The sequence below is a fragment of the Polaromonas sp. P1_E1_2 genome (genome assembly GCF_056406035.1).
The window spans coordinates 13163-32486 of sequence record NZ_JBFUAZ010000001.1 but is presented as its reverse complement, the minus strand read 5'-3'; the positions used below and the strand labels follow the sequence as shown (position 1 = coordinate 32486).

The 19324-nt window shown below is 62.5% G+C and carries 17 protein-coding genes; 1 reads left to right on the top strand and 16 read right to left on the bottom strand.

Annotated features, from left to right (window positions below; genetic code table 11):
* Window positions 1-7 precede the first annotated feature (7 nt).
* A complete protein-coding gene (locus AC1D1P_RS00140; protein ID WP_477669965.1) occupies window positions 8-574 on the top strand; it encodes an SPOR domain-containing protein in 567 nt (188 codons plus the stop codon).
* Between the two features lie 4 nt (window positions 575-578).
* Here the strand turns inward: AC1D1P_RS00140 and AC1D1P_RS00135 are convergent, their stop codons facing one another.
* From AC1D1P_RS00135 to AC1D1P_RS00060, 16 genes are all read right to left on the bottom strand, one after another.
* Window positions 579-863 carry a 7(1) septoil knot domain-containing protein gene (locus tag AC1D1P_RS00135; protein WP_477669966.1) on the bottom strand — a complete coding sequence of 95 codons (285 nt, stop codon included), beginning with the start codon at window positions 861-863 and terminating at the stop codon, window positions 579-581.
* 60 nt (window positions 864-923) lie between these two features.
* A complete protein-coding gene (locus tag AC1D1P_RS00130; protein ID WP_477669967.1) occupies window positions 924-1751 on the bottom strand; it encodes a hypothetical protein in 828 nt (275 codons plus the stop codon).
* A gap of 196 nt (window positions 1752-1947) precedes the next feature.
* A complete protein-coding gene (locus AC1D1P_RS00125) occupies window positions 1948-2733 on the bottom strand; it encodes a hypothetical protein (RefSeq protein ID WP_477669968.1) in 786 nt (261 codons plus the stop codon).
* A gap of 228 nt (window positions 2734-2961) precedes the next feature.
* Window positions 2962-3630, bottom strand: a complete 669-nt coding sequence (locus AC1D1P_RS00120; RefSeq protein ID WP_477671748.1) for a hypothetical protein — start codon at window positions 3628-3630, stop codon at window positions 2962-2964.
* Between the two features lie 52 nt (window positions 3631-3682).
* Window positions 3683-4354, bottom strand: a complete 672-nt coding sequence (locus AC1D1P_RS00115; RefSeq protein ID WP_477669970.1) for a hypothetical protein — start codon at window positions 4352-4354, stop codon at window positions 3683-3685.
* 13 nt (window positions 4355-4367) lie between these two features.
* Window positions 4368-4616, bottom strand: coding sequence for a hypothetical protein (locus tag AC1D1P_RS00110; protein ID WP_477669971.1), 249 nt, complete (start codon window positions 4614-4616; stop codon window positions 4368-4370).
* Window positions 4617-4645: 29 nt separating this feature from the next.
* The gene (locus AC1D1P_RS00105) at window positions 4646-6805 is read right to left on the bottom strand and encodes a GNAT family N-acetyltransferase (protein ID WP_477669972.1); all 2160 of its coding nucleotides are present in this window, start codon (window positions 6803-6805) and stop codon (window positions 4646-4648) included.
* The gene (gene tssA, locus AC1D1P_RS00100; protein WP_477669973.1) at window positions 6802-7932 is read right to left on the bottom strand and encodes a type VI secretion system protein TssA; all 1131 of its coding nucleotides are present in this window, start codon (window positions 7930-7932) and stop codon (window positions 6802-6804) included. Before tssA ends, AC1D1P_RS00105 begins: the two co-directional genes overlap by 4 nt.
* Window positions 7929-11897 (bottom strand): type VI secretion system protein, encoded by a 3969-nt coding sequence (locus tag AC1D1P_RS00095; protein WP_477671747.1) that lies wholly within the window; start codon window positions 11895-11897, stop codon window positions 7929-7931. Before AC1D1P_RS00095 ends, tssA begins: the two co-directional genes overlap by 4 nt.
* A gap of 10 nt (window positions 11898-11907) precedes the next feature.
* Window positions 11908-12660, bottom strand: a complete 753-nt coding sequence (locus AC1D1P_RS00090; protein ID WP_477671746.1) for a DotU family type IV/VI secretion system protein — start codon at window positions 12658-12660, stop codon at window positions 11908-11910.
* Between the two features lie 11 nt (window positions 12661-12671).
* Complete coding sequence (tssK, locus tag AC1D1P_RS00085) at window positions 12672-14144, bottom strand: type VI secretion system baseplate subunit TssK (RefSeq protein WP_477671745.1); 1473 nt, start codon at window positions 14142-14144, stop codon at window positions 12672-12674.
* A gap of 11 nt (window positions 14145-14155) precedes the next feature.
* Window positions 14156-14626 (bottom strand): hypothetical protein, encoded by a 471-nt coding sequence (locus AC1D1P_RS00080; protein WP_477671744.1) that lies wholly within the window; start codon window positions 14624-14626, stop codon window positions 14156-14158.
* 2 nt (window positions 14627-14628) lie between these two features.
* Window positions 14629-15027, bottom strand: a complete 399-nt coding sequence (locus AC1D1P_RS00075) for a DUF4150 domain-containing protein (protein WP_348049148.1) — start codon at window positions 15025-15027, stop codon at window positions 14629-14631.
* Window positions 15028-15030: 3 nt separating this feature from the next.
* Window positions 15031-15609, bottom strand: coding sequence for a DUF3540 domain-containing protein (locus AC1D1P_RS00070; protein WP_477671743.1), 579 nt, complete (start codon window positions 15607-15609; stop codon window positions 15031-15033).
* The gene (locus AC1D1P_RS00065) at window positions 15606-16700 is read right to left on the bottom strand and encodes a pentapeptide repeat-containing protein (protein ID WP_477671742.1); all 1095 of its coding nucleotides are present in this window, start codon (window positions 16698-16700) and stop codon (window positions 15606-15608) included. Before AC1D1P_RS00065 ends, AC1D1P_RS00070 begins: the two co-directional genes overlap by 4 nt.
* Window positions 16697-19318, bottom strand: coding sequence for a DUF2169 family type VI secretion system accessory protein (locus AC1D1P_RS00060; protein WP_477671741.1), 2622 nt, complete (start codon window positions 19316-19318; stop codon window positions 16697-16699). The genes AC1D1P_RS00065 and AC1D1P_RS00060 overlap by 4 nt, the downstream gene beginning before the upstream one ends.
* Window positions 19319-19324 lie beyond the last annotated feature (6 nt).

The window sequence follows — 19324 nt, the reverse complement described above, 5'->3', positions numbered from 1 at the left end:
TCCGAGCGTGCTTGCGAAGTACGGCCTTGTCCTGTTAACCCTGGTATTCGGCATGGTGGTCTTCGCCGCCGGGTTGCTTGCGCCTTCCTCATTCAAGGAAGGTGTGGCAAAAATAGCGCAACAAATCGGAGCGAAAATCCCGGGCCGTGCCACTCCAGGTACAGGGGCGGCTTCCACACCAACCGCAACACCTGGCAGCACACCAGCCGCCGCTGCCGCTTCTACAGTCGCTGCGGCCCCGGCAAGCGCGCCGGCCGTCGCGGCATCGTCACCCCTGCCTGCGGCCAGCCTGATATTGCCGACGGTGGCCACGGCTTCTCCCAGCTTCGCGCTGCAGGCGGCACAGTTTTCGACGGCGCAGCCTGCCAGCCAGCTGGCTTCGTCAATACAGGCACAAGGTGTCACCAGCACGGTCGTCCTGATGGGCGAGCCCGCGGGCGGTTCATGGTCAGTGGTCACCGTCGGGCGTTTTGGCAGCGCGGACGAGGCATTGTCCCAACGCAACTACCTCTCGCTCAAGCTCGGGCTGCCACCCAATATGGGCACCATCGCATTGCCGCCCCCACCCAAATAACAACTCAGCGCAGCAAGTGCGCTACCGGGTGCCGCTGCTGTTTGTTGACCCAACCAGCCTGGCCGTAGGTGTCGACATAGCAGACCGCGAGCTGTGCCATGCCAAGCGAGCAAAAGTAAACGTACAGGTTCGCATCCTGCTTGGGGGCCATGTACCAAAGCCACGGGCGGGTGGCCAGGCCCCAGCTGCCAACCCGGTGCACGAGAAGGTCGGCCTGGCCGAGGTCACTGACGAGCGCGACACGGATGTCGGCGTCACCCATCGTGGGGGATTCATAGATGCGCGGCATATATTTCTTTGTGATCGGGGTTTTCCTGCTGCCGCCGGCGAGCGGTCTGCCGGATCGGGGTCATTTGTGTTTCAGACCGCCGGCGACTTCGGCACGGCACTTCACACAATACGCCATGGCGTCACCCGCGCTGACCTCGCTGGTGGCGTGGTGGTGCACATCGGACAGCGCACCGTGCTGCTGGATGTCGTTCCAGGCCATGAACGACGACTCCTTCGCCGCGTACTCGTGCCAGCTGTCCATGCCGGTCATGCTTTTGGCAAGGCCGTCGAGCGTAGCCTGGCGTTGCTGCACGAGCGTGCCATGTTCCGCAACGCGTGTCGCCTCGGCCGCCTGGTACTTGCTCATGAGCAGGTTCTTGCGCGCATTTTTTGTGTTGGCGCCGAAGGTCGGTGCAGCTGCCGGCACATAAGCCGGCACGGCTGGTACCAGCCCGGCCGTGAACGCGTCGAGGTGTGCCGCCGCATGGGTGTTGCCGCGCTGGTTAAGTTCCTGGTGCGCAGCGAGAAGGCTGTGGCCCTCTGCACAGGACAGTCCGCGCTTGTCCTCAGCCGGAGTCTGCTGGACATGCCGGTCCATGAGTTTTTGTGCAAGCGGATGGTCCGCGTGGTTGGCCTTCATATAGGCCACGCGGGCCTGGTATTTCGGCACGCCGGCGCCTCCGTCCGGGACCGGTTTTTTGGCCCAGGCGGTGTTTTTTCCCGTCACAGAAAGCGAATCACTGCCGCCGGTCAGGCGCCCTCCGCCTGGCGCTGTGACCGTCATCGTCGCATGTACGAGATCTCGCGGCGGAGCAGCGGTGGAAGGCGATGCCGTACGCGTCGTCTTCGGGCCTGACTGCGCTGTGACCGGCTTGGACAGCGCTGGCGTTTGTCGTTTGGATGCCATGGTTTACTCCCTCTGAAAACGTGCATATTTTTTCCCGGGTGACACGACCGGTATCTGTAACCTGGCTCCGGACTGCGAAAATTGCCGCATGCCGGGCTCGTGCCCTGCAGCGCAACGGCCGCGCAGCCGCCCGCACGGCCAGCGTGCCGGTTGCGCTGTGTTTGAGACGGCCTGAATCCCCGTTTCTCCCCGCCATCTACATGCCGACGCCGCGGCCGGTGTCGAGTTGTGCCGCAACAAGGCGGCGCCGGTCTTCTTCAACCGCAGACAGATGGCCACCTGGATCAGTCACTTCAGCCGCCTGCTTCCTGAATTTTTTGGCAGTGGACTGCAACTGTGGGCCCTGCAGTGCAGGCAGCCGCGGATGACTCAATATCTCCGACCCGTAGGCCTCCATTTCCCGTTGCGGGCTGGTCGTGGCCTTCATGACTGCCGGGCTTTTACGTTGCGCGACGTGTGTCATCTCATGACCAACAGTGCGAACGAGCTTGCGAAAGCTGTCCGTGTTCTCGTCACGAGTGATCTCTTCCAGCGCACGTTTTCCGTAACCTTTTTTCATCGTCAGCGTGATCGGCTTCGTCCTGTCCTTTTTGGCGCTGTAGCCGCCACCGGTCGAAGCATGACCGGCATCGTCCCTCACCTTGACCTTGTCGGGCATCGGCAGTGTGCCGTCAGTGGCCCGATGGACTTCAGTCGCGGTGGCTTTTGTAACCGCACGTAGCGACAGGTGGCTCGGATGCGATTTCGGCAACGCATTGCGCGTGGCCATAACGTTGGCAAACATGTCCCAATGGTCGAGCGGCGCTCGGCCCTGCGCCGCTCGCTGCTTGACCGCCAGCTGGGTCTTTGTCGGTGGTTTCACGGCTGGCGGCACGCCCACGCCCTGCTGCGGACCCGGGTTTTGCGCAGAGGCATTTTTCTTTCTGAGTAGCATGATGTTTCCTTTCAGGTTCAGAATGTGAAGCCCGGGCCAGCCACCCACCGGACAGGGCTCAGCGGCGGTTCGGTCAGGGTCTTGTCATTGGCCATTTCGCGCAGGCTGCTGAGGTCAAGCCGGGGAGTCGCGCCGCGCCAGCGCCAACGGCGGCAGCAGGCAGCGAGCCGAGATAGCGACGTGTCGACGGCTTGAAGGCGGCGTCCCTCGCAAAATTGGCGCGACGCGCCATCCTGGCCCATACCATGCTTTACCTGCCCGGCGCGATGCGCGCTCTCATTTTCCTGCCTGCTTGTACATGTCGGCGAGGCCGGCGCGCTGTTCGGTGACAACGTCCTTCAGATGGTTTTCATGCGTGGCATCGATATGTCCGGTGCTCCGGATGCGCGTGAGCATCTCAAGCTGGCGGTCCATACCCCACTCTGCGTCCTTTTTAGGCACCACGCCCTGCTGCGAAGGGTTATCGAAGGGACGGGCATCGTGAATCGTCGGTTTGCCGAAGAGCGTCGCGGGTGTGGCTGTTGACCGGAACTCGACCTCAAGCGTTGCCGCGTAGTGGTCCTGCGTCGTGCCCATCGGGCCGGCGAAAGGTACCTGGCCATGATGAGCGTTCAGCAGGTAGGCGCGGTGGTGCTCGACCACTGCACCGCTTCCGGTCGTGAGCTTGCGCCGGTGTTGCGTTTTATTCATCGCCGAAGCCGGCAGGCGTTTGCTCAGAGAAGCACCGGCGCCGCTTTTCCTCGAACTGCCGGCTGCCTGGTGCAGGGAGTCGGGACTCATGTGGTCGACCTCAACCRGTGCCTTCGATGGGGTCTTTTTGTAGACCGACTGCTGCGCGTGCGTGCCGATGACTTTTTTGGGGCCGCGTATCGGCCCATAATTGCTGGGCGCCGGGCCCAGCCTGTCCTTGGCGGTCTGGTCCGCTGTGTACCGTCTCGATGCCATGGTCAAACTCCTGGTGGGTTAAGAAAAAACGCGGGGTTATCCGCGCCACGTGTCAAAAGCCGTGCGTTTTATAGAGATCAGCCAGTTCACTACGCTGCTCGGTCACCACATCCATCAGGTGCTGTTCGTGCTCGCCCGTGATGTGCCCGGTGTTCTGGATGCGCTTGAGCATGTCGAGCTGCCGGTCCATACCCCATTCGGCATCGAGTTTCGACACCACTCCCTGCTGCGACGGCTTATCGAACGGCCGCGGATCGTGAATCGTCGGTTGACCGAACAAGGTGGACGGCGTCGCGGTCGAACGGAACTCGACCTCAAGCGCCGCCGCGTAGTGGTCCTGGGTTGTGTTCATGGGGCCGGCGAACGGTACCTGCCCGTGATGCGCATTGAGCAGATAGGCCCGATGCGCCTCGACCGCGTTGCCGCTACCGGTTGTGAGCTTGCGCCTGTGCTGGGTCTTGTTCATCGCAGCGGCCGGCAGCCGCTTGCTCAACGATGCACCGCCACCGCTCTTGCGCGAGCTGCCAAGGGCCTGGTGCAGCGAGTCGGGACTCATATGGTCGACCTCGACCGACGCTTTCGACGGTGTTTTTTTATAAGTCGACTGCTGCGTGTACGTGCCGAGCTCCTGCTTCACGCGTTTGATCGGCGGGAAGTTGCTAGGAGCAGGACCAAGCAGGTCCTTGCTGATCTGGTCGGCTTTGCGTTTGCGGCTGGCTGCCATGGTCGATCTCCAGTTAGGGTTGAAAATGCTTCAGGAAGGTCCAGGCGGCGCCGCCCTTCATCGAGTAACCGATTGCCTGATGCAACGAGCCGGGGCTCATATGGTCGACCTCCACCAATGCGCCCGATGACGCCTTCTTGCAGGTCAATTGCCGCGCATGGCTACCGATCTCGAGCTTGGGCTGCTTGACTTTCGGGTGACAGCTTCGCGCCGGTTCGAGCTTGCTTTTGCCGATCTCTCCAACCCTTCCTTTGCATTCCATGGTTTCTTCTCCTTCGGTTGAAAACAGAGTCAACGCACCAGCGGCTCCCCGATGCATTCGCACACGGCCGCGAGCCGGCGCTCGAGTTCGTCGTGAGTGCAGGCAAGCGCGCCAGGCAGCGCGAGGTGCATGAACCGGTAACCCACATCGTCGCCGCGCGACTCGTGCCCGAGCGTGTCAAAACCGGCTTTTTCAAGCAGCCGGTGCGAGCGCGTGTTGCCCTCGTGTACCGAGGTGAACAGGTGCCGCACCGGGCCACCGGCGAGGCTTGCCGTCAGCAGCCGCACCGCACGCGCACCAAAGCCAGTGCCTTGATGCTCGACACCTATCCAGAAATGGATATGCGCCATATCGGCCTCGCGGCGCAAACCGACGGCACCGACAAAACCTAAATTCCGGTGAACCACTGCATATTCGGTCCCCTCGCTGCCGCCTACATGGGCAAGATAGGTTTGCGCCTCTGCTTCACACGTAATTGGCGGCAATCCGGCCACCACGGCGATGTTCGGGTCCCGGTATTGATGCAGCCATGCCGGGATATGCAGGACATCAAGTGGCTCGAGCGAGAGCTCATCGTCGCGCAGCGCGTCGGCTTCATACCAGTTGCTGGCCTGCCAATTGGCCAGCCGGCGCTCCAGCAGCTCATGCATGCCTTGTGCCTCAGGATGACCGGCATCCAGGCGCAGACATTCCCGTACGACGCGCAATGCAGTGGCGCTGCGCCCGGTTTCCGCCTCCAGCCGCGCACGCAGCAGCAGCTGATCGATGCGAGAAGCCGTCGGCGAATCGCTGTCGGGAGTTTCGGCGAGCACATCACGCGCCAGCGCCCACTGACCCACATGCACCAGCAGGCGTGCCAGGCCTGTCCCGGCATCACAACGCTGACGCTGTGTCATGTGCTGCCACGTGCGTGTCAGGCTGCGGTGCAGTGTTTGCAGTGCACCTTCGTCCGCAGCGTCCAGCAGGCGAAGATCAAGGCTGTCGAGGATGGATTGGAGAGCCCAGGGATCATGACCCGAGCAGCGAAGGCGAAAATTGATTTCGTCAACGCTCTCCACAGGACTGTGGGGAGCCCCGTGCCACCAGCGCTCCGCTGGATGGTCTTCATCTACCGTCTCGACCAGACTGCTCCAGCTTGCGGCATCCATGCCGATGGCATCGTCGCGGCAGGCCATATGCTGAATGCATCCCGATGCGCCCCACTCCAGATGCGCAACATGTGCGCCGGCGCTTTCCTGATGCATGCCAAGCGCATGGAAATTGACCGGCAGTCCCAGTTCACCAGGAGCGAGTTGTTCAGGAAGCGCCATGCAGTTAAGCCTGATCTGCCGCTCATCGGCGACTCCCTGGTCTGCCGCCAGCAGCAAATAGCGTCCGGCAGAAAAATCGGCAAGCGCATCCAGCAGGGACAGTGCGGCGTTTGAAAGCAGAACAGTGGCACTGATCAGGCTGGCGCGGTAATGGCCCAGCAGCGCGGAAGCGGCTGAGGCAAGCTCATCCTCCGCCAAAGCCTGCCATTCGGAAACCAGCGCAAAACGGCCTTCGCTGCCTGGCTGCGCCTGAACCCGCGCCTGCAATAGTTCGCCGTAGTGCACACCGTACAGTTCTGCCGGCAATGCGGAGAACCCGCCTGCCGTCATCGCGACCACCGGGTTGCGTGACCCGAACAGGGCAAAGCGGTTCGCACCGAGCAAAAGCGGGTGGCCGCGCCGAGCCTGCCAGCTCGCCTGGTCAAGCCAGCCGCGCGCGACAAAAGGCTGAAGTGCCGGCTGTTTGAGCAGCGCCAGTGCCGGTTCTTCACCGGCCAGCGGGCACAGCACATACCGGACGGGCCAGCCGAGCATGCCGCAGGCATGCATCTCATCGCGCAAAGTGGTCAACACCATCGCAGCCAGGGCGCCGTCATCCGGACCCACGTTCAGGATGTAGAGTGGTTGCGACAAATCCAGGCTGCCCAGGCGTTCAAGCCTGCTCCAGTACATAACTACGGCACGCGCCCAGGCGCGCCCCAAGCGCGGGCCGGTCAGGGCGGCAGCAATGCCCGAACGCTCCTTAAATAGAAGGGACGGCAGTTCGCAAAGGTTTTTCCAGACCGAAGCGGCGATATCCATCGCCACTGACGGGGTCGACGGATCAGTCCCCAGGGAAACCGGTACGAGAAGCCCTTGGGGTTCAGATGATGCGATCATGTTTCCTCCCGCGCTGCGGGTGTTTCAAGCCCTACCAATTCGAAGATATTGAGTTGGCCGCCAAGACGGATAAACACTTCCTTGTAGAGCTCTGCGGTGTTGAGCCGTCCCCATTCGATCGCACGGCGTATCAGGTAAGGCGCCGGGCTGTGCGGATCCATCTTCAGCAACGCCTCCACCAGTTGCTCCAACATTGCGTAAACCTGGCGCCGGTCATCGATGGCCCACATCTGGTCACCCACAATGACCGTTTCGTCGGACCCCGCAACGGTGCCAGGCCCCGGCTCGGAATCCCCGCTCACCGTCGCCAGCTTTATCCCGCGCCGCTGCAGCTCAGATTCGGCCAATGCGTGCAGTTGAGCCAGCAAGCCGGCCAGCGCCGACAGACTCGGTCCGTCCACCGCGAAATGGCGGTCGATGCTGTCCCTGAGCAGTTGCATCGCTCCCAGCGCATCATTCAACTGCTGGTGCAGCGCCTGATACCAGGCCAGGGGCGTCGCGGCCATCGCTGCAGTGATCGTTTCCGTGCTGGCATGCTCCTCCTCATCAGCGCTGCTAGCTGCGGCCGCGGCGGCCGGGGCCAGTCGTTCGCGGTGCATGGCAACTTCCCAATCGGCGAGGTTGTAATTGCGATGCATGCCCGTTGAAGTCATGGCGAGCTGCTTGAGCACAAACGGCAAACGGTTGTTGAGCGAACGCAGGATGTTGGCTCGGTGTTCGCCGCCGGAATCAGCGTCCTGGGGGTAGAGATCGTCCCAGTAATCACGCAACAAGCCATCAAGCAGCAAAAGGCTGGGAGCTATCGCAGAAAACCCATGCTGGTTCACTTCGGCCTCAAGCAGCCAGGCAGCGACCTGCAGGTCCTTGGATTTGGAACAAAGGGCCTCGGTGGCGACACGGCTCACCACTGGCCAGTCCGCTCGCTTGAGCTTGTGCTCCCACGGACCCAACGGCAAACTCGCATCGTCCTCGCGTCTGGCGTTCTGGATGGTGTTGTAGACACCATTGCCTTTGACCGAATAACCGGCGGGATTGCCCGCGTCGATCGGGTCGAGCAGGGTCTCGAGCGAACATCCAAGCCGTTCGCCGAAGTAACGCTGTGATCGGGTCATCAATTCAGTGTTCATGGTTTTGCTCGCTTTTGCGTGGAAACATCTTGCCGCTGCGGTGCAGACTTGGGGAAAGGTCCCGGCCAGACCAGGCTGGTACTGGCCTGGGATTTCGGATCGGTGCCAGACAGGGTCAAGCCGAGGTAGAACGTGGCCTGGCCCGTCGTGACAACCGGGGCTGCTGTGGGTGTCGCCTGGGTCGTGCGCTGTATCGGCACGCTGAATTCGAGCAATGCCTTGCCGGGCTTGAGGGGATCGGCCGGTCGTGCCGGCGCAGGCTGGTAGCGCTGCAGCATGCGCAGCAGCGCCCAGTTGYCGCTTTCAGTAAACGAAGCTGTGCTGCCTTCGGCCCGGTAGCCGCTTTGCGCCGGGTAAGCAGCCGGTCGCCAAACAGACAGCTCGGCCCAATTCAGATCAAGCGCGAGCACCTGGCCGTAGCTCCAATCCACGGTTGACGGCTTTCCACCCGGATAGCTCGCCACCCGTGAACCTGAGCTCACAACCCAGCTCACGACCTGTTCACTGCCAGGCGACTCCTGGGGTAGCGCACGGAAAGTGATGTCGAGCTTTAGAGGCTGCGGTGCTGCGCCTATACCCAAGCCTGGCCGCAGAAACTGATCGGCTGCATCAAGTTCACTGAGGAACCCGCGTGCCGAAACGACCCAGCCAGGGCTGCTCAGGCTTGACAGCGACTGTTGCAGCGATTCACGTTGTGCCGCGTAGTCACTGAAGAAGGTCTGTACCTCAGCCAGCGAGGCGTCCGGACTGCTGGTCTCGCCGAACGGAAACCGCCCCTTGAGCCGGCTGTTGAACCGTTTGGCCAGGGCATCGTAGGCAGTGGTTGCCTGTTCGGTACGACGATCGACACAGCGCAGATTCAGTTGCGCAATCAGGTCGCGCCGCCTCTCCGAGAACATGTCGTTGCCGTAGTCGGCTGGCTGGTAGGCCGCCAGCACCTTGCCACAGTTCGCATAGGTGAGATCGGCAATGGTCTTGAGGAAAAGCGTGTCGAGCGCGCCGACTTGCTTGCCCGGATCCTTGAACTGCACGTAACTGGTGACCTCATTGATCGTATTACTCCAGTACGGCAAGGTTTGCGCGTTGTCGCGCTGCGCATCGTTGACGCCGTCAGTGTTGCGCAACAGATTCACGAAAGGATCAGCGTAGCCAGCGAGTACCTGCGCGCGCGCAACCTGCCGCGCGAGGTAGTCGCGTATCACCGGTGTGGTGCCCAGGTTCACGAGCAGGCCGTCGGCAGGACCGGCCTCGGGGTCATAAAGCCGGCTGCCACTCACAAGGCCTGAGACGCGGCCCAGAGCATCCGATGAAAAGTCCCGCGCGCACTGTGAAACGCGTCCTGCGCTCGCTGTAAAGCCGAACTGGGTATAGAGCCGCAGGTTGCCGATCAGCGGATCCAGTGCGCGCGAAAAATCACCACTCTGCTGCAAAAGCTGCTGGTCTGCCGCCGAGACCGCGTCAAGTCCCTGAAGCACGAACGACTCAGTTGCCGCCGACTGCGCCGAGCGCATCGCGTCATTCATGACCTGCTCAAGCTGCGCCCTCGCAAGCCGGTCGAACAGCGGCCTGCTGGTTGCCGGCGCACCGAGAGGCGGCAGTCCCTGGCCTGCTGCGAATCGCTGGTAATCAGCAGCGTAATTCATGGACCGGCCGAGGTCTGCCAGGCGCCAGCCCGGCGCTGAACTCACGCAGGCGAAGGCCTGCGGGTTCCGGACCTGCATGAAAGTCTGCTGTAGCAGGCTTTCGAGGCCGCGTACCTCTGCCGACAGTGCCGGATTCATGACGAGACTCTGGCCCTGTGCGATGAGCAGAGGCCCGTAGGGCGAAAGCTGCATGCCGCGCAGCACCTGCATGGCCGGGTTGTAGCACCTTGCCTCATCAAAACCGCCGTCACCTGCCAACAGGTCTTTCGGATAGCTGTACTGCGTCACGAGGGGCGACAGCAGTTGCCGCAGTTCCTTCGCGTCATCGGCGCAAGGGTTGTTGTTCGGGTCCGATGGCACCCATGATTTGGCGACCCAGACCAGCCATGAGGTGAACCGCCTGGTGTTGTCAACAAGCGGCCCTTTTGCCGGATCAACCTTGGCCAGGAGGCTGGGGCCCATCGAGGCCTCAGCAAGCAAATCGACATGCAGTTGCCGGCTGGAATTCGCCAACTGGCGCGCCCAGTTGCCGCGCGAACGCTCGGGCACATTCACCACGCCGCTGTAAGGCACTTGCTCGAGCGAAGCGGCAACCACGCCGCCGGGCCGCGCCGCAGCAAGGGGCAAGCCCGCTCCGTAGACGTAGAGATAAATCAGGTTGAGATCATCCAGCTTGCGGACGGTGGATTCGGCGGGTATGGCAGTCAAGCGTGCGAAACGCTGGAGCTTGTCTTCCAGGTTGTTCACCTCCAGCGCAAGCACCTTCAGGTTGGCACGGGTTTTGGCATACGCCGAGTTGTTGACTGTGATACCGGCAAGCGTCGGCTCGGACGCCGCGACCAGACCAGCGTCGAGCCGCGCGACCCGCGCCTGCAGGCCGCAAGCCAGTGCCGGAAACACCGTGCGCGCCATCACGGTACTGGAGACAGCCTGCACCGCGTTGTTGCTGGCACGCCGATCTACCCAGGACAACGGCATCGTCGCGAACACCAGGTCGATATCGAGGGCCGAGGCCCGGGACAGCGCATCGTCAATCAATGGGCGGCCGGCGCAGCTCTCCTGTGCATCTGCCAGCGCCTGCGACTGGTAGAGAGCGGCGATGCTGCGACCCAGACCATCAACCTGGCGCTGCAGCCGCCAGCCCGATAACACCAGCGCCAACAGCAGCAACCCGGCCAGCACGATGCAGGCTTGCTGAAGCCGCAGCAGCCCCGGCTCACGCGACCAGAATGATGCCAGCGTGGCGCGCGCCAGCCCGCATTCCCCCAACGCCTTCTGCGTCAGGACGTCTTCGGAAAACGAGATATCGGCACGCGGCATGCCTGCTGGCGCGCCGGTGTCTTCGATGCAGCCCGTGAAATAGACACCTCGGCACAGTGCAGGCTGCGTCGTCGCCGTGTCGTGAAAGACCTCGGCCAGGTAATCGCGCAAGGGCGCATGCAAACGCTCGAAATGCCTCGGAAACAGAAAAAATGCATCAGCGTCGGCAATCTGCTCCTGGGCCGCAGCGGCCTCTACCTGGATTTCCTTGAGTCGTTCACCGATGTCAACAAATGCCTCGTCAATCCACTGGACCGGGCCGGACTGCAACAGGCCGTCGCGCGCCGACCAGCCAAACATGCCTGCCCTCTGCGAACGCCCCTGCAGACGCCAGTACGGAGCAAATCCATCGACCGCGTCGCACTGGCTGACGATCACGTAGACCGGCAAGGCCAGGCTGGTGGCGGCACGCAGGTCATCGAGCTGTCGCCGGGCATCGAGCGCGAGTTGAAGCACACTCTCACGGCCCATGCCCAGCAAGTTGCGGGAGGAAACCACCAATAGTGCCCCGTCAAGTGCACGTTCGGGGCGCAGGTGGACGAGTCCGCGCAGCACGGTTTGCCAATCTGCCGCGTCGGGCCCGGTTTGACCGGCAGCGCTGAGCTTGCCTTGCGGGTCTATGAGTTCACCCTGTGCCAGGCTATGCCAGGCTGTGTGGGGCACGCCGGCGATCATCGCCGCCTGTGCGTCTGGCCGTTGCTGGACCTGGTGCAACGAAGCGATCAAGCTGCTTTTACCAGCGCCGGCCTGTCCAATCAGGATGACCCAGGTTTGCTGGTAGCGCTCCCGTGCGGTTCTGGACAGCACGGTACGCAGCCCGCGCAACCAGGCCAGGAACGACTGCCAGCACGTTCGCCAGAAACTCCCCGCCAAAACCGGCTTGATGGCGCCGGTGGCCACGATCAATTTGGCCCGGCGCGAGCGCACGATCAGCCACAACACCAGAATGCCGAATACTGCCGCGACCGCAGCAAGCACGCCAAACCAGGTACTGCTGTTCATGCTGCTCATCTCAGACACCCGCAACCTTGACCAGCGGCTGGATCAGCCATAGCCAGAGCGCCGACGACACCAGCACAAAGCCAAATGCATAGCCCATCGCCAGACGCAACCACGGGCGAAGGGGCGCGACCCGTGCATCGGCAGTCGACTTGACCGTGTGTTCATAGGCTTGCACAAACAGCCTGCCGTCAGACTCTGCCGGTCGGCCGTTGACAAAACGGTACAGTCGCTGGCGCAGCGTGTCCAGGAACAGCTGGCCCTGCGCTCCCCGGTGCATTCCCTTGAACCCAAGCTGCAGCGCGAGCAGAAAGCAGGCGGCGAGATCGCGATGCAGATTGGATCGGGACACCACAGCCAGCACCTGCTCCGCCATGTCGAAGAAGCGTCGCCCGGCCTGGCGCGAACCGAACTGCCGGTGCTCAAGCAAAACCTCGAGCCAGGCGTCCTGCGCCGGCCACGAGAGTTCAAGGATGAATATCTCGTCAGCCAGCACCACCATCACATAGCTGGCTGCCGTATAGGCGCGTTGCTGCGCCTCACTCGCGGTAGCCCGCATATCGCGTGCCTGGCCGGCCAGAAGGTCGGCCAGGCGCAGGCTCACACGGCCCGCGAGTTCGGCCGGCTCGGCCGGTGCCGCACCGGAGACCCCCAGGTAGGCTTGCAGCGACCCGCGTTCGCTTTCCTGCCGCACGCGCGCAACCTCCTCATAGAACTGCGCAAAGCAGCTCAGGAGCGGCATTTCGGGCAAAGCGACCGGCTGCATGGCTGCGTCTTTCAGGTCCGCGTGCCTGCGGCGCGCGGACGATAAAGCAGAATCATTGCGGGCGGGGTTCCCGGTGACTTCTTGTCACCGCTAATGACGAGGTTTTGTCCCGGGCCGAACAGTCTGGTCTCGCCCTCCTTGAGCTGCAGCACCTGGTTGTCGACTGCAAACAAGGCGGCCCCCGAGCGAAGGTTGCGCTTCGCAAGTTCCTCGGCGGTCAAAAGGCGTGGCCTTGCAGTCACGCGCAGCCGGGCTGCGGCAGGCAGCAACGCCTCGCTCGCAATGCAGGCGTCAAGCAACCAGCGTTCCAGTGACGCGCGGCCATCGGCCCCCAGGCCCTGGCCGCCTTGCGGCCTGAGCTCGACAAGCAGTTGTTCACCCGCGTCAGGAGGCAACACATGTGTAAATGTGCCGTCGGCATGGCGTTCAAACGGCTGCAGCTCGAAACTGGTATTGATATAGCTGAGCTTGCGCACCACATAGTCCAGCGCACGCCGGAACTGCGGCGAACAGTCATCGTGCTGATAAGCGTCCAGCACCGGCGGGATGGGATTGGCGCCGAACGATGCCATCGCGCCAAGCAGGAGCGCCAGGCTGTCGTAGACCGCGCGCGGGCTCGACTCGGGGCGCTGCACGATGAGGCTGAACTGAGGCAGCACGGCAGCCAGCCGCCGGGCCATCTCCAGGTGCTTGCGGAAATGGGCACCCTGCAATTCATCGTCCTCGGGGCCGTCGCTTTCCCGGTTGGCGCCCAATTCGCGCAGCTTGAGCCACAGCGCTTCATTGAGCAGCTGAAGCCGGTGCCGCAAGCCGGTTGCCTTGAGAAAATCGCCGGCCTGCCAGCACAGCATGGGTGGGTGGTAGGGCTTGAATTCGACATGCCTGTTTTCTTCGCGCCGGAACAACTCGAACAAGGGGCACACCTCGTAGCCGGCCGGGGCTGCGACTTCGGCTGACAGCGATATCGCCGGCCGCAGGCGGTCGACCGGCACCGATCCGGTCAGGGTGTTCTCGTCAAGCGATACCAGGCCGTGCACAACCTCATTGCGTGCCGGTGTCGTATTCCAGTGATTGGAGGCGTTGCCCCTCACGGGCATGATCAGCGACAACCGCACCCCATCCGGCGTGCGCTGCAACTGCGCGGTGACATCAAGTTCGAGCGCTTTTCCGGTGTACGAGCCAGGAAACACAACCGGCGTGCCGTCGGGCATGATGCATTCAAGCCGTTTGATTGCGACGATACCGGCCTTGAGCTTCACCATATCCAGCTGCAGCAGGCTCAATCCCCAGAAATCCGGCGCGACGCACGACAGCCGGTACCTCAACTGCTCCTGCCAGTAAACATCGCTTTGCTGGAAATGCTGGGGTGACAGCAGCATCCCTTCGATCCACTGGACACTGTCGGGCAAGGCCGGGCCAGCCGCAGCTGAGAACAGTTTCGCCGCAGGCTGGGCGGCTTTAGGCGCTGAAATGGTTTCGGGCATGGGTTCTCCAATCATGAAAGGCAGCTCGTATAGCTGATCTGCGTGCTACGCAGTGTGATCAAAGCGCATTTGTAGGCAGTGATGTTGGCGACAGCCTGACCGCCGGCGCTCACATAGCTTGCGTAGCTGTAGACATAGACGGCCTTGCCATAACCACTGGGCAGGGGCTGGTTGGTGACCGTGCTGCCAGGGACAACCTGCACACCAAGCACTGCGATGCCGCTGGCCAGACCGGCTTGCAGCGCGTCGCGATTGGCAAACCAGTCGGGTGAGGTCTTCGGCAAGACGGCCGCCGCGTTCTTGTCGAAGACAAACACCAGGTCGACCTCGGTTCCCATATTCTGATTGGCATCGAATTCAGCGACGATGTTCAGCGTCTTTAGCGGCGTAGTGGGGCTGTAGTCCAGCGCGTAGCTGATAAAACCGCAGCCGGAAACAGCCAGCAATGCCGCTGTGCCGAGAAAAGCGTTGACGATGCGCATGATCATCCCAGCACCATCACGCATACCTGCGAAGGTGTGATCGACATACCGATCGCGTTGCCTATCATGCCGTTCTGCCCGACCACACTGGTCAGCCGTGTCGCAAACACACCGCCCATCGCGACCTTGAAGCTACCCATGAGGTATCGGTCCGGCCCAATTTCCATGCCCGAAACCACGCCCAGGTTGACGCCAGGCTCGTCGCCGTTGCTCAACGTGCCCTGCGTCACCAGGTTTTCAGCGAGTCCGCCGCCGATGATCACGCAGGCTTGCGAAGGAATGTGCGAAATCGTGATGACGATATTGGGAAACGGAATGGGCACCGGCCCCACCGGCGTAGGCACCAGACAGACGTCGGGAAACGCGAAATTGATGACGCAGAGGTTCGTATTGGCGAACATGGTTCATCCCAGGCTGATGCGTTCAGCATCGAGCTTGATGTCTTCTTCGGCCGTGACCAATGCCTGCCGCCCATGGAGCCGCAGCAGCGCCGAGGCCTGCATGATCCCGTGCTCGACACGCGTTACGAGATGGCGTGCCGACTGCACCATGGTCTCACTGACGGATGCCAGAAAATCCCTTGCATTGACGCTGACGGAGCCGCTGGCCGACGTCAGCTCGACGTCACCAAGACAACGCAGTGCGATTTGACGGGTGCAGGCCAACTCAAAAGCTGGTTGGGTGATCGCCATAAGCTCTGCACCCGGCACGGAAAGCTCGGCACGGCCTGCGCCCGGCGTGTCCGCGGCCGACTGTGGGCGCAGCAAAATATGGGTCACGAACAAGCCCGAAGCACTTTGCAGCACGGCCACCGTATCACCGGGCAGCGGTGTGAGCAGACAGGAAACCGCTTGCAACGCAAGCCGGCCGTCTGCCAGCCGCCACTGCGCTTGTCCGAGCGATCGGCCTATGCTCGCCTCTCCCCAGCCGTGCACGGTTGCGGCGCGCGCGGGAAGGTCAAGCTGTTGTGTTGCCTGTTTCATGCGGCTTCCATTTCAAGTGAACGTTTTTCGGCGGCAGCGCGCGCCTCCTGGGTGCCCAGGGCGGCGGCTACGTTGGCACCGGTGAAATCGGCACCGGTCCAGACCGCACAGTGAAAACTCGTACGGTCGAGCTTGCAGTACCGGAAATCCATTGCCCGGCCATTCGCATGCGCGAACTGGGCAAACTGCAAGTCCGATCCCGCGAAAACGACACTGTCAAGCCTGCTGTGATCCCAGATCGTTTTCACCAGTCCGGCTCCGCGCAGCGAAACTCCGTTGAGTTGGGCTTTTTGCAATACCGCACCCTCGAGTTGGGCGCCGTCAAGATTTACCCGGTCAAACTTCGCTTTTACGAACTGGCAGCGTGTCGCGTCAATGCCGTTCATCAGTGTTGCACTGAAGCGGGCTTCGGCACAATTCGATTCACGGATGCTGGCGCGGCTCAGGTCAGCACCTGAAAAATCGACACCCTGCAAAGTACAGCGCAACAAGCTGGCGCCGGCCAGTTTCTGCCCGGCGAAGCTGGCTTTGATAAACAGGCTGGTGCTGGCACGCATGCCGGCGAGCCTGGCTTCCTGCAGTTGTGCTTCGTTCAGGCTTACCTGCTGCAATTCGGCACCCTGCCAGTCGCTGYCGCCCCACTGGCAATCTGCAAATGCGCTGCGCAGCAAGCGCGCCTCAATCCAGAAAGAGCCGCCGATATCGCACTTCGTCAACATGGATTTCTCAAGGCGCGCACCGTCCCAACGGCTTTGACGGAGGTCACACTGACTGAAGGCCAGCATAGTGCCGGCCGTACCACGCCAATCGCTGCCGGCAAGGCGGCTCTGGCAAAAAGCGGTGCGGCGCAACCCGGCATCGCAAAAGTCGGCCGCGCCGAGTTCGCAATCAATAAAGGACGCTCCCTCCAGCTGGGCACCGGCCCAATGCGAACCCGCCAGCTGGCAGCCGCTGAAAACCGCACCGGTGAAATCGTGACCGCTTGCATCCAGTCCGGCCAGCATCTGGCCACGCACCGGACGGCCAAGCCGCACCAGGCGCTGAATCTCGGCCCAATCCTGAGCGGAGGCCTGGCTGTAAGTCCTGTTCATGCGAGCCTCCTGCGCGCATCCAGACGTACACCGCGTGTGTCCGCATCAACCAGGCAGACCTCGGTGAGTTCGGCTTCATACAGGCTGGCGTCGCGCAGGTCGGCTTTTCCAAAGTCAGCCTTTCGCAACAACGCCTGGTAGAAATCGGTGCCCACGGCACTCGCACCGGGCAGCTGAGCCTTCATCATGAGAGTGCGCGGCAGGCAGGCACCGTCAAGGCTGGCGGCACTAAGGTCAGCCCGACTCATGTCGCACGCCATAATGAAAGCGCCGTCGAGCCGCGCACCCTGCAACTGGCTTTGCGTCCAGCTTCCGCGTTCAGCGCGCAATCCGGACAGGTCGGCGCCACGCCAGTCGCTGTCATTCCCCTGGACTTGCACCAGCCGGGCCTCTCTCCATTGACTGGTCGACAGGTCGGAACCGATCAGTGCACTTCTCTGCCATCGCGAACCCGAAAAATCGGCCCCCCGGGCTTGCAGCTTCCAGGCAACGCATTTGTTGAACGAGGCACCGCACCAGCTGCTTCCAGCCAGTTTGGCCTGGTTGAAAATTGTTGTGTCCAGCGTCGCGCGATCGAAGTTTGCGCCGCAAAGATCTGCATCGTCGAGTTGAGCGGCTGACAGGTCRCAATCGGAGCCGCAAGCTTGCGTCCATGTCGCCCTGGAAGCACGAGCCGAACAAAGACTCGCCCCGCGAAAACTCGCTTTGCATGCATGGCTGCTGCAGAGATTGGCCTCATCAAGGTTGGCCTCATCAAGTAGTGCGCCATTGAGTCGCGCCTGCGTCAGTACAGCGCGGCGCAGGTTGCAGCCGCGCAGATCGGCACCGCTGAGGTCGGCGTACTCCAGCATGCATCCGTCAAGGTCAAGGCCCGCAAGTACGGCTCCGCGCAGGTCCGCGCCGGCAAGGTCGCGGCCGGCAAGCTTTTCTCCCGCCTTCGCCCAGGCCAGCACCTGCGCCCCCAGCAGCGACGCGACAGCGGGCGACAGCACCTGCGCGGGCGACAGCGGGACGGGAGACGCATGGCGGGCTTTGTTGTTGAGTTGCGCGGCAGCCATGAGGTCGGCATGTTCGGATGGCGTCGCGGCCAGTGCAAGCGGCGCCAGTGCCTCTCGCGTCGCCGTACCATCGGCGCGCTGCAACACCTCCGTCCAGAGCGGCCCGGACTCCGGAGCATTTCCATGCTCCCCAACGGGAACATCCGTCTGCCCCGTCAGCACCTGTAGCTCTGCGAGCTGGTGAGTAAGTGCTGCCTGCTGAGCGGCCGCGTTTTCGCGGGTACTGGCCACCAGCTTTTCCACACTGTGCATCAGGCCGGTCAAGTCCATGTCGCCATCGGCCAGGGCCTTCGCCGACGGTGTCTGGAGCAGGGGCGGCCCGGCTTTTGGCGGCTCGTAGCCTGCGGGCGGCGTCATGCCGCTTTGCTGCCAAAATTCGCGCGTCACTTCGTCAAGCACGTCCTGGCGTTTTTTCAGTGCCGCCTCGGCTTCGGTGGCAGCCAGCGCGGGATCGACCGGATCGAGCCGCGGCGCGAGCTGCGACTCGTTGAGCGCATGCAACGGTGCAGTCTTGGGGTCCAGGCGCAGCGTGAGCACTTCTGCGTAATAGTTCAAGGTACGCTGCGCCTCGGTCGCGCCTTCGTAAGCCAGCATCAATACCCCAATGTCCAGTGCATCGCTGTCAGTGATCTGCATCTCGCCCCGCCACGCCGCAATACCGAGTTGCTGCTCGGGGAGGAACCAGACCGTGTCCATACGCAGCCCGATTTCAGCCAGCGAAGCGGGAGAAGCGTCCTTTTTGAGCGCGAAAGCCTTGACGCGCTGCTCAGGCAGTGCGCCCCGGATGGTCTCAATCTTCGGATGCATCCCCTGTAACAGGTAGGCTTCGCCGCCCGCGAAAGGATTCGCGATGCGCTGGTCGGCGGCAGCCTGGTTATAAAGCCGCCAGTCAAGATCTCGCGGCAAGCCGGGATAATCTTCGCGCAGCCAGCGTTCATCGTAAGTACCGGCATAGCGCTTGCGAGGCACCCAATCGACAGGCATGGGCCCAAGTCCGGCAGGGGGATAGCGACGCCCATGGCATTCAACGGGCTGAGCGGCGTACTCGATGTTCGGCATGACCCCTTCGTTCGCACCGGCCATTGCGGCGAACCGGTTGCCGTCATGGCCACAGCCAACCGGATTGTCTTCGTAGCCCGGACCACCGAAGGCATGTGCGAAATCAAGCGGCATGTGTACAAATTCCGCAGGCTGCGAGATGCCAAAGAGCGGCAAGACGCCATAGCGCCATTGCCTGTCGCCAAAAACCGCCAGACGCTTGTCGATGGGACCGACTTGCAGCCGCGCTTCCATGCGCCTCACCGGACGGTTTCCCGGCGCGCAAGCGCGACCCAGCACCAGGGCTTCGGCCCCGGTCTTGGGCATCGCCTCGTCCAGCGCCTGGCCCAGCGGCAATGCGGCCAGTACCCGTGCCCATTGCGGGCCCTCCATGAGAAAGCGCTGCGGCCTGACTTCACCCAGCGGAAAAAAACCCAGCGCCGTCACCACCAGGCGGTTTATGCCGGATTGCCGGTATGTCTTGTAGAGCAGGCCTAGGCTCAAGGGCTTGATGATCTTCATGGCGGC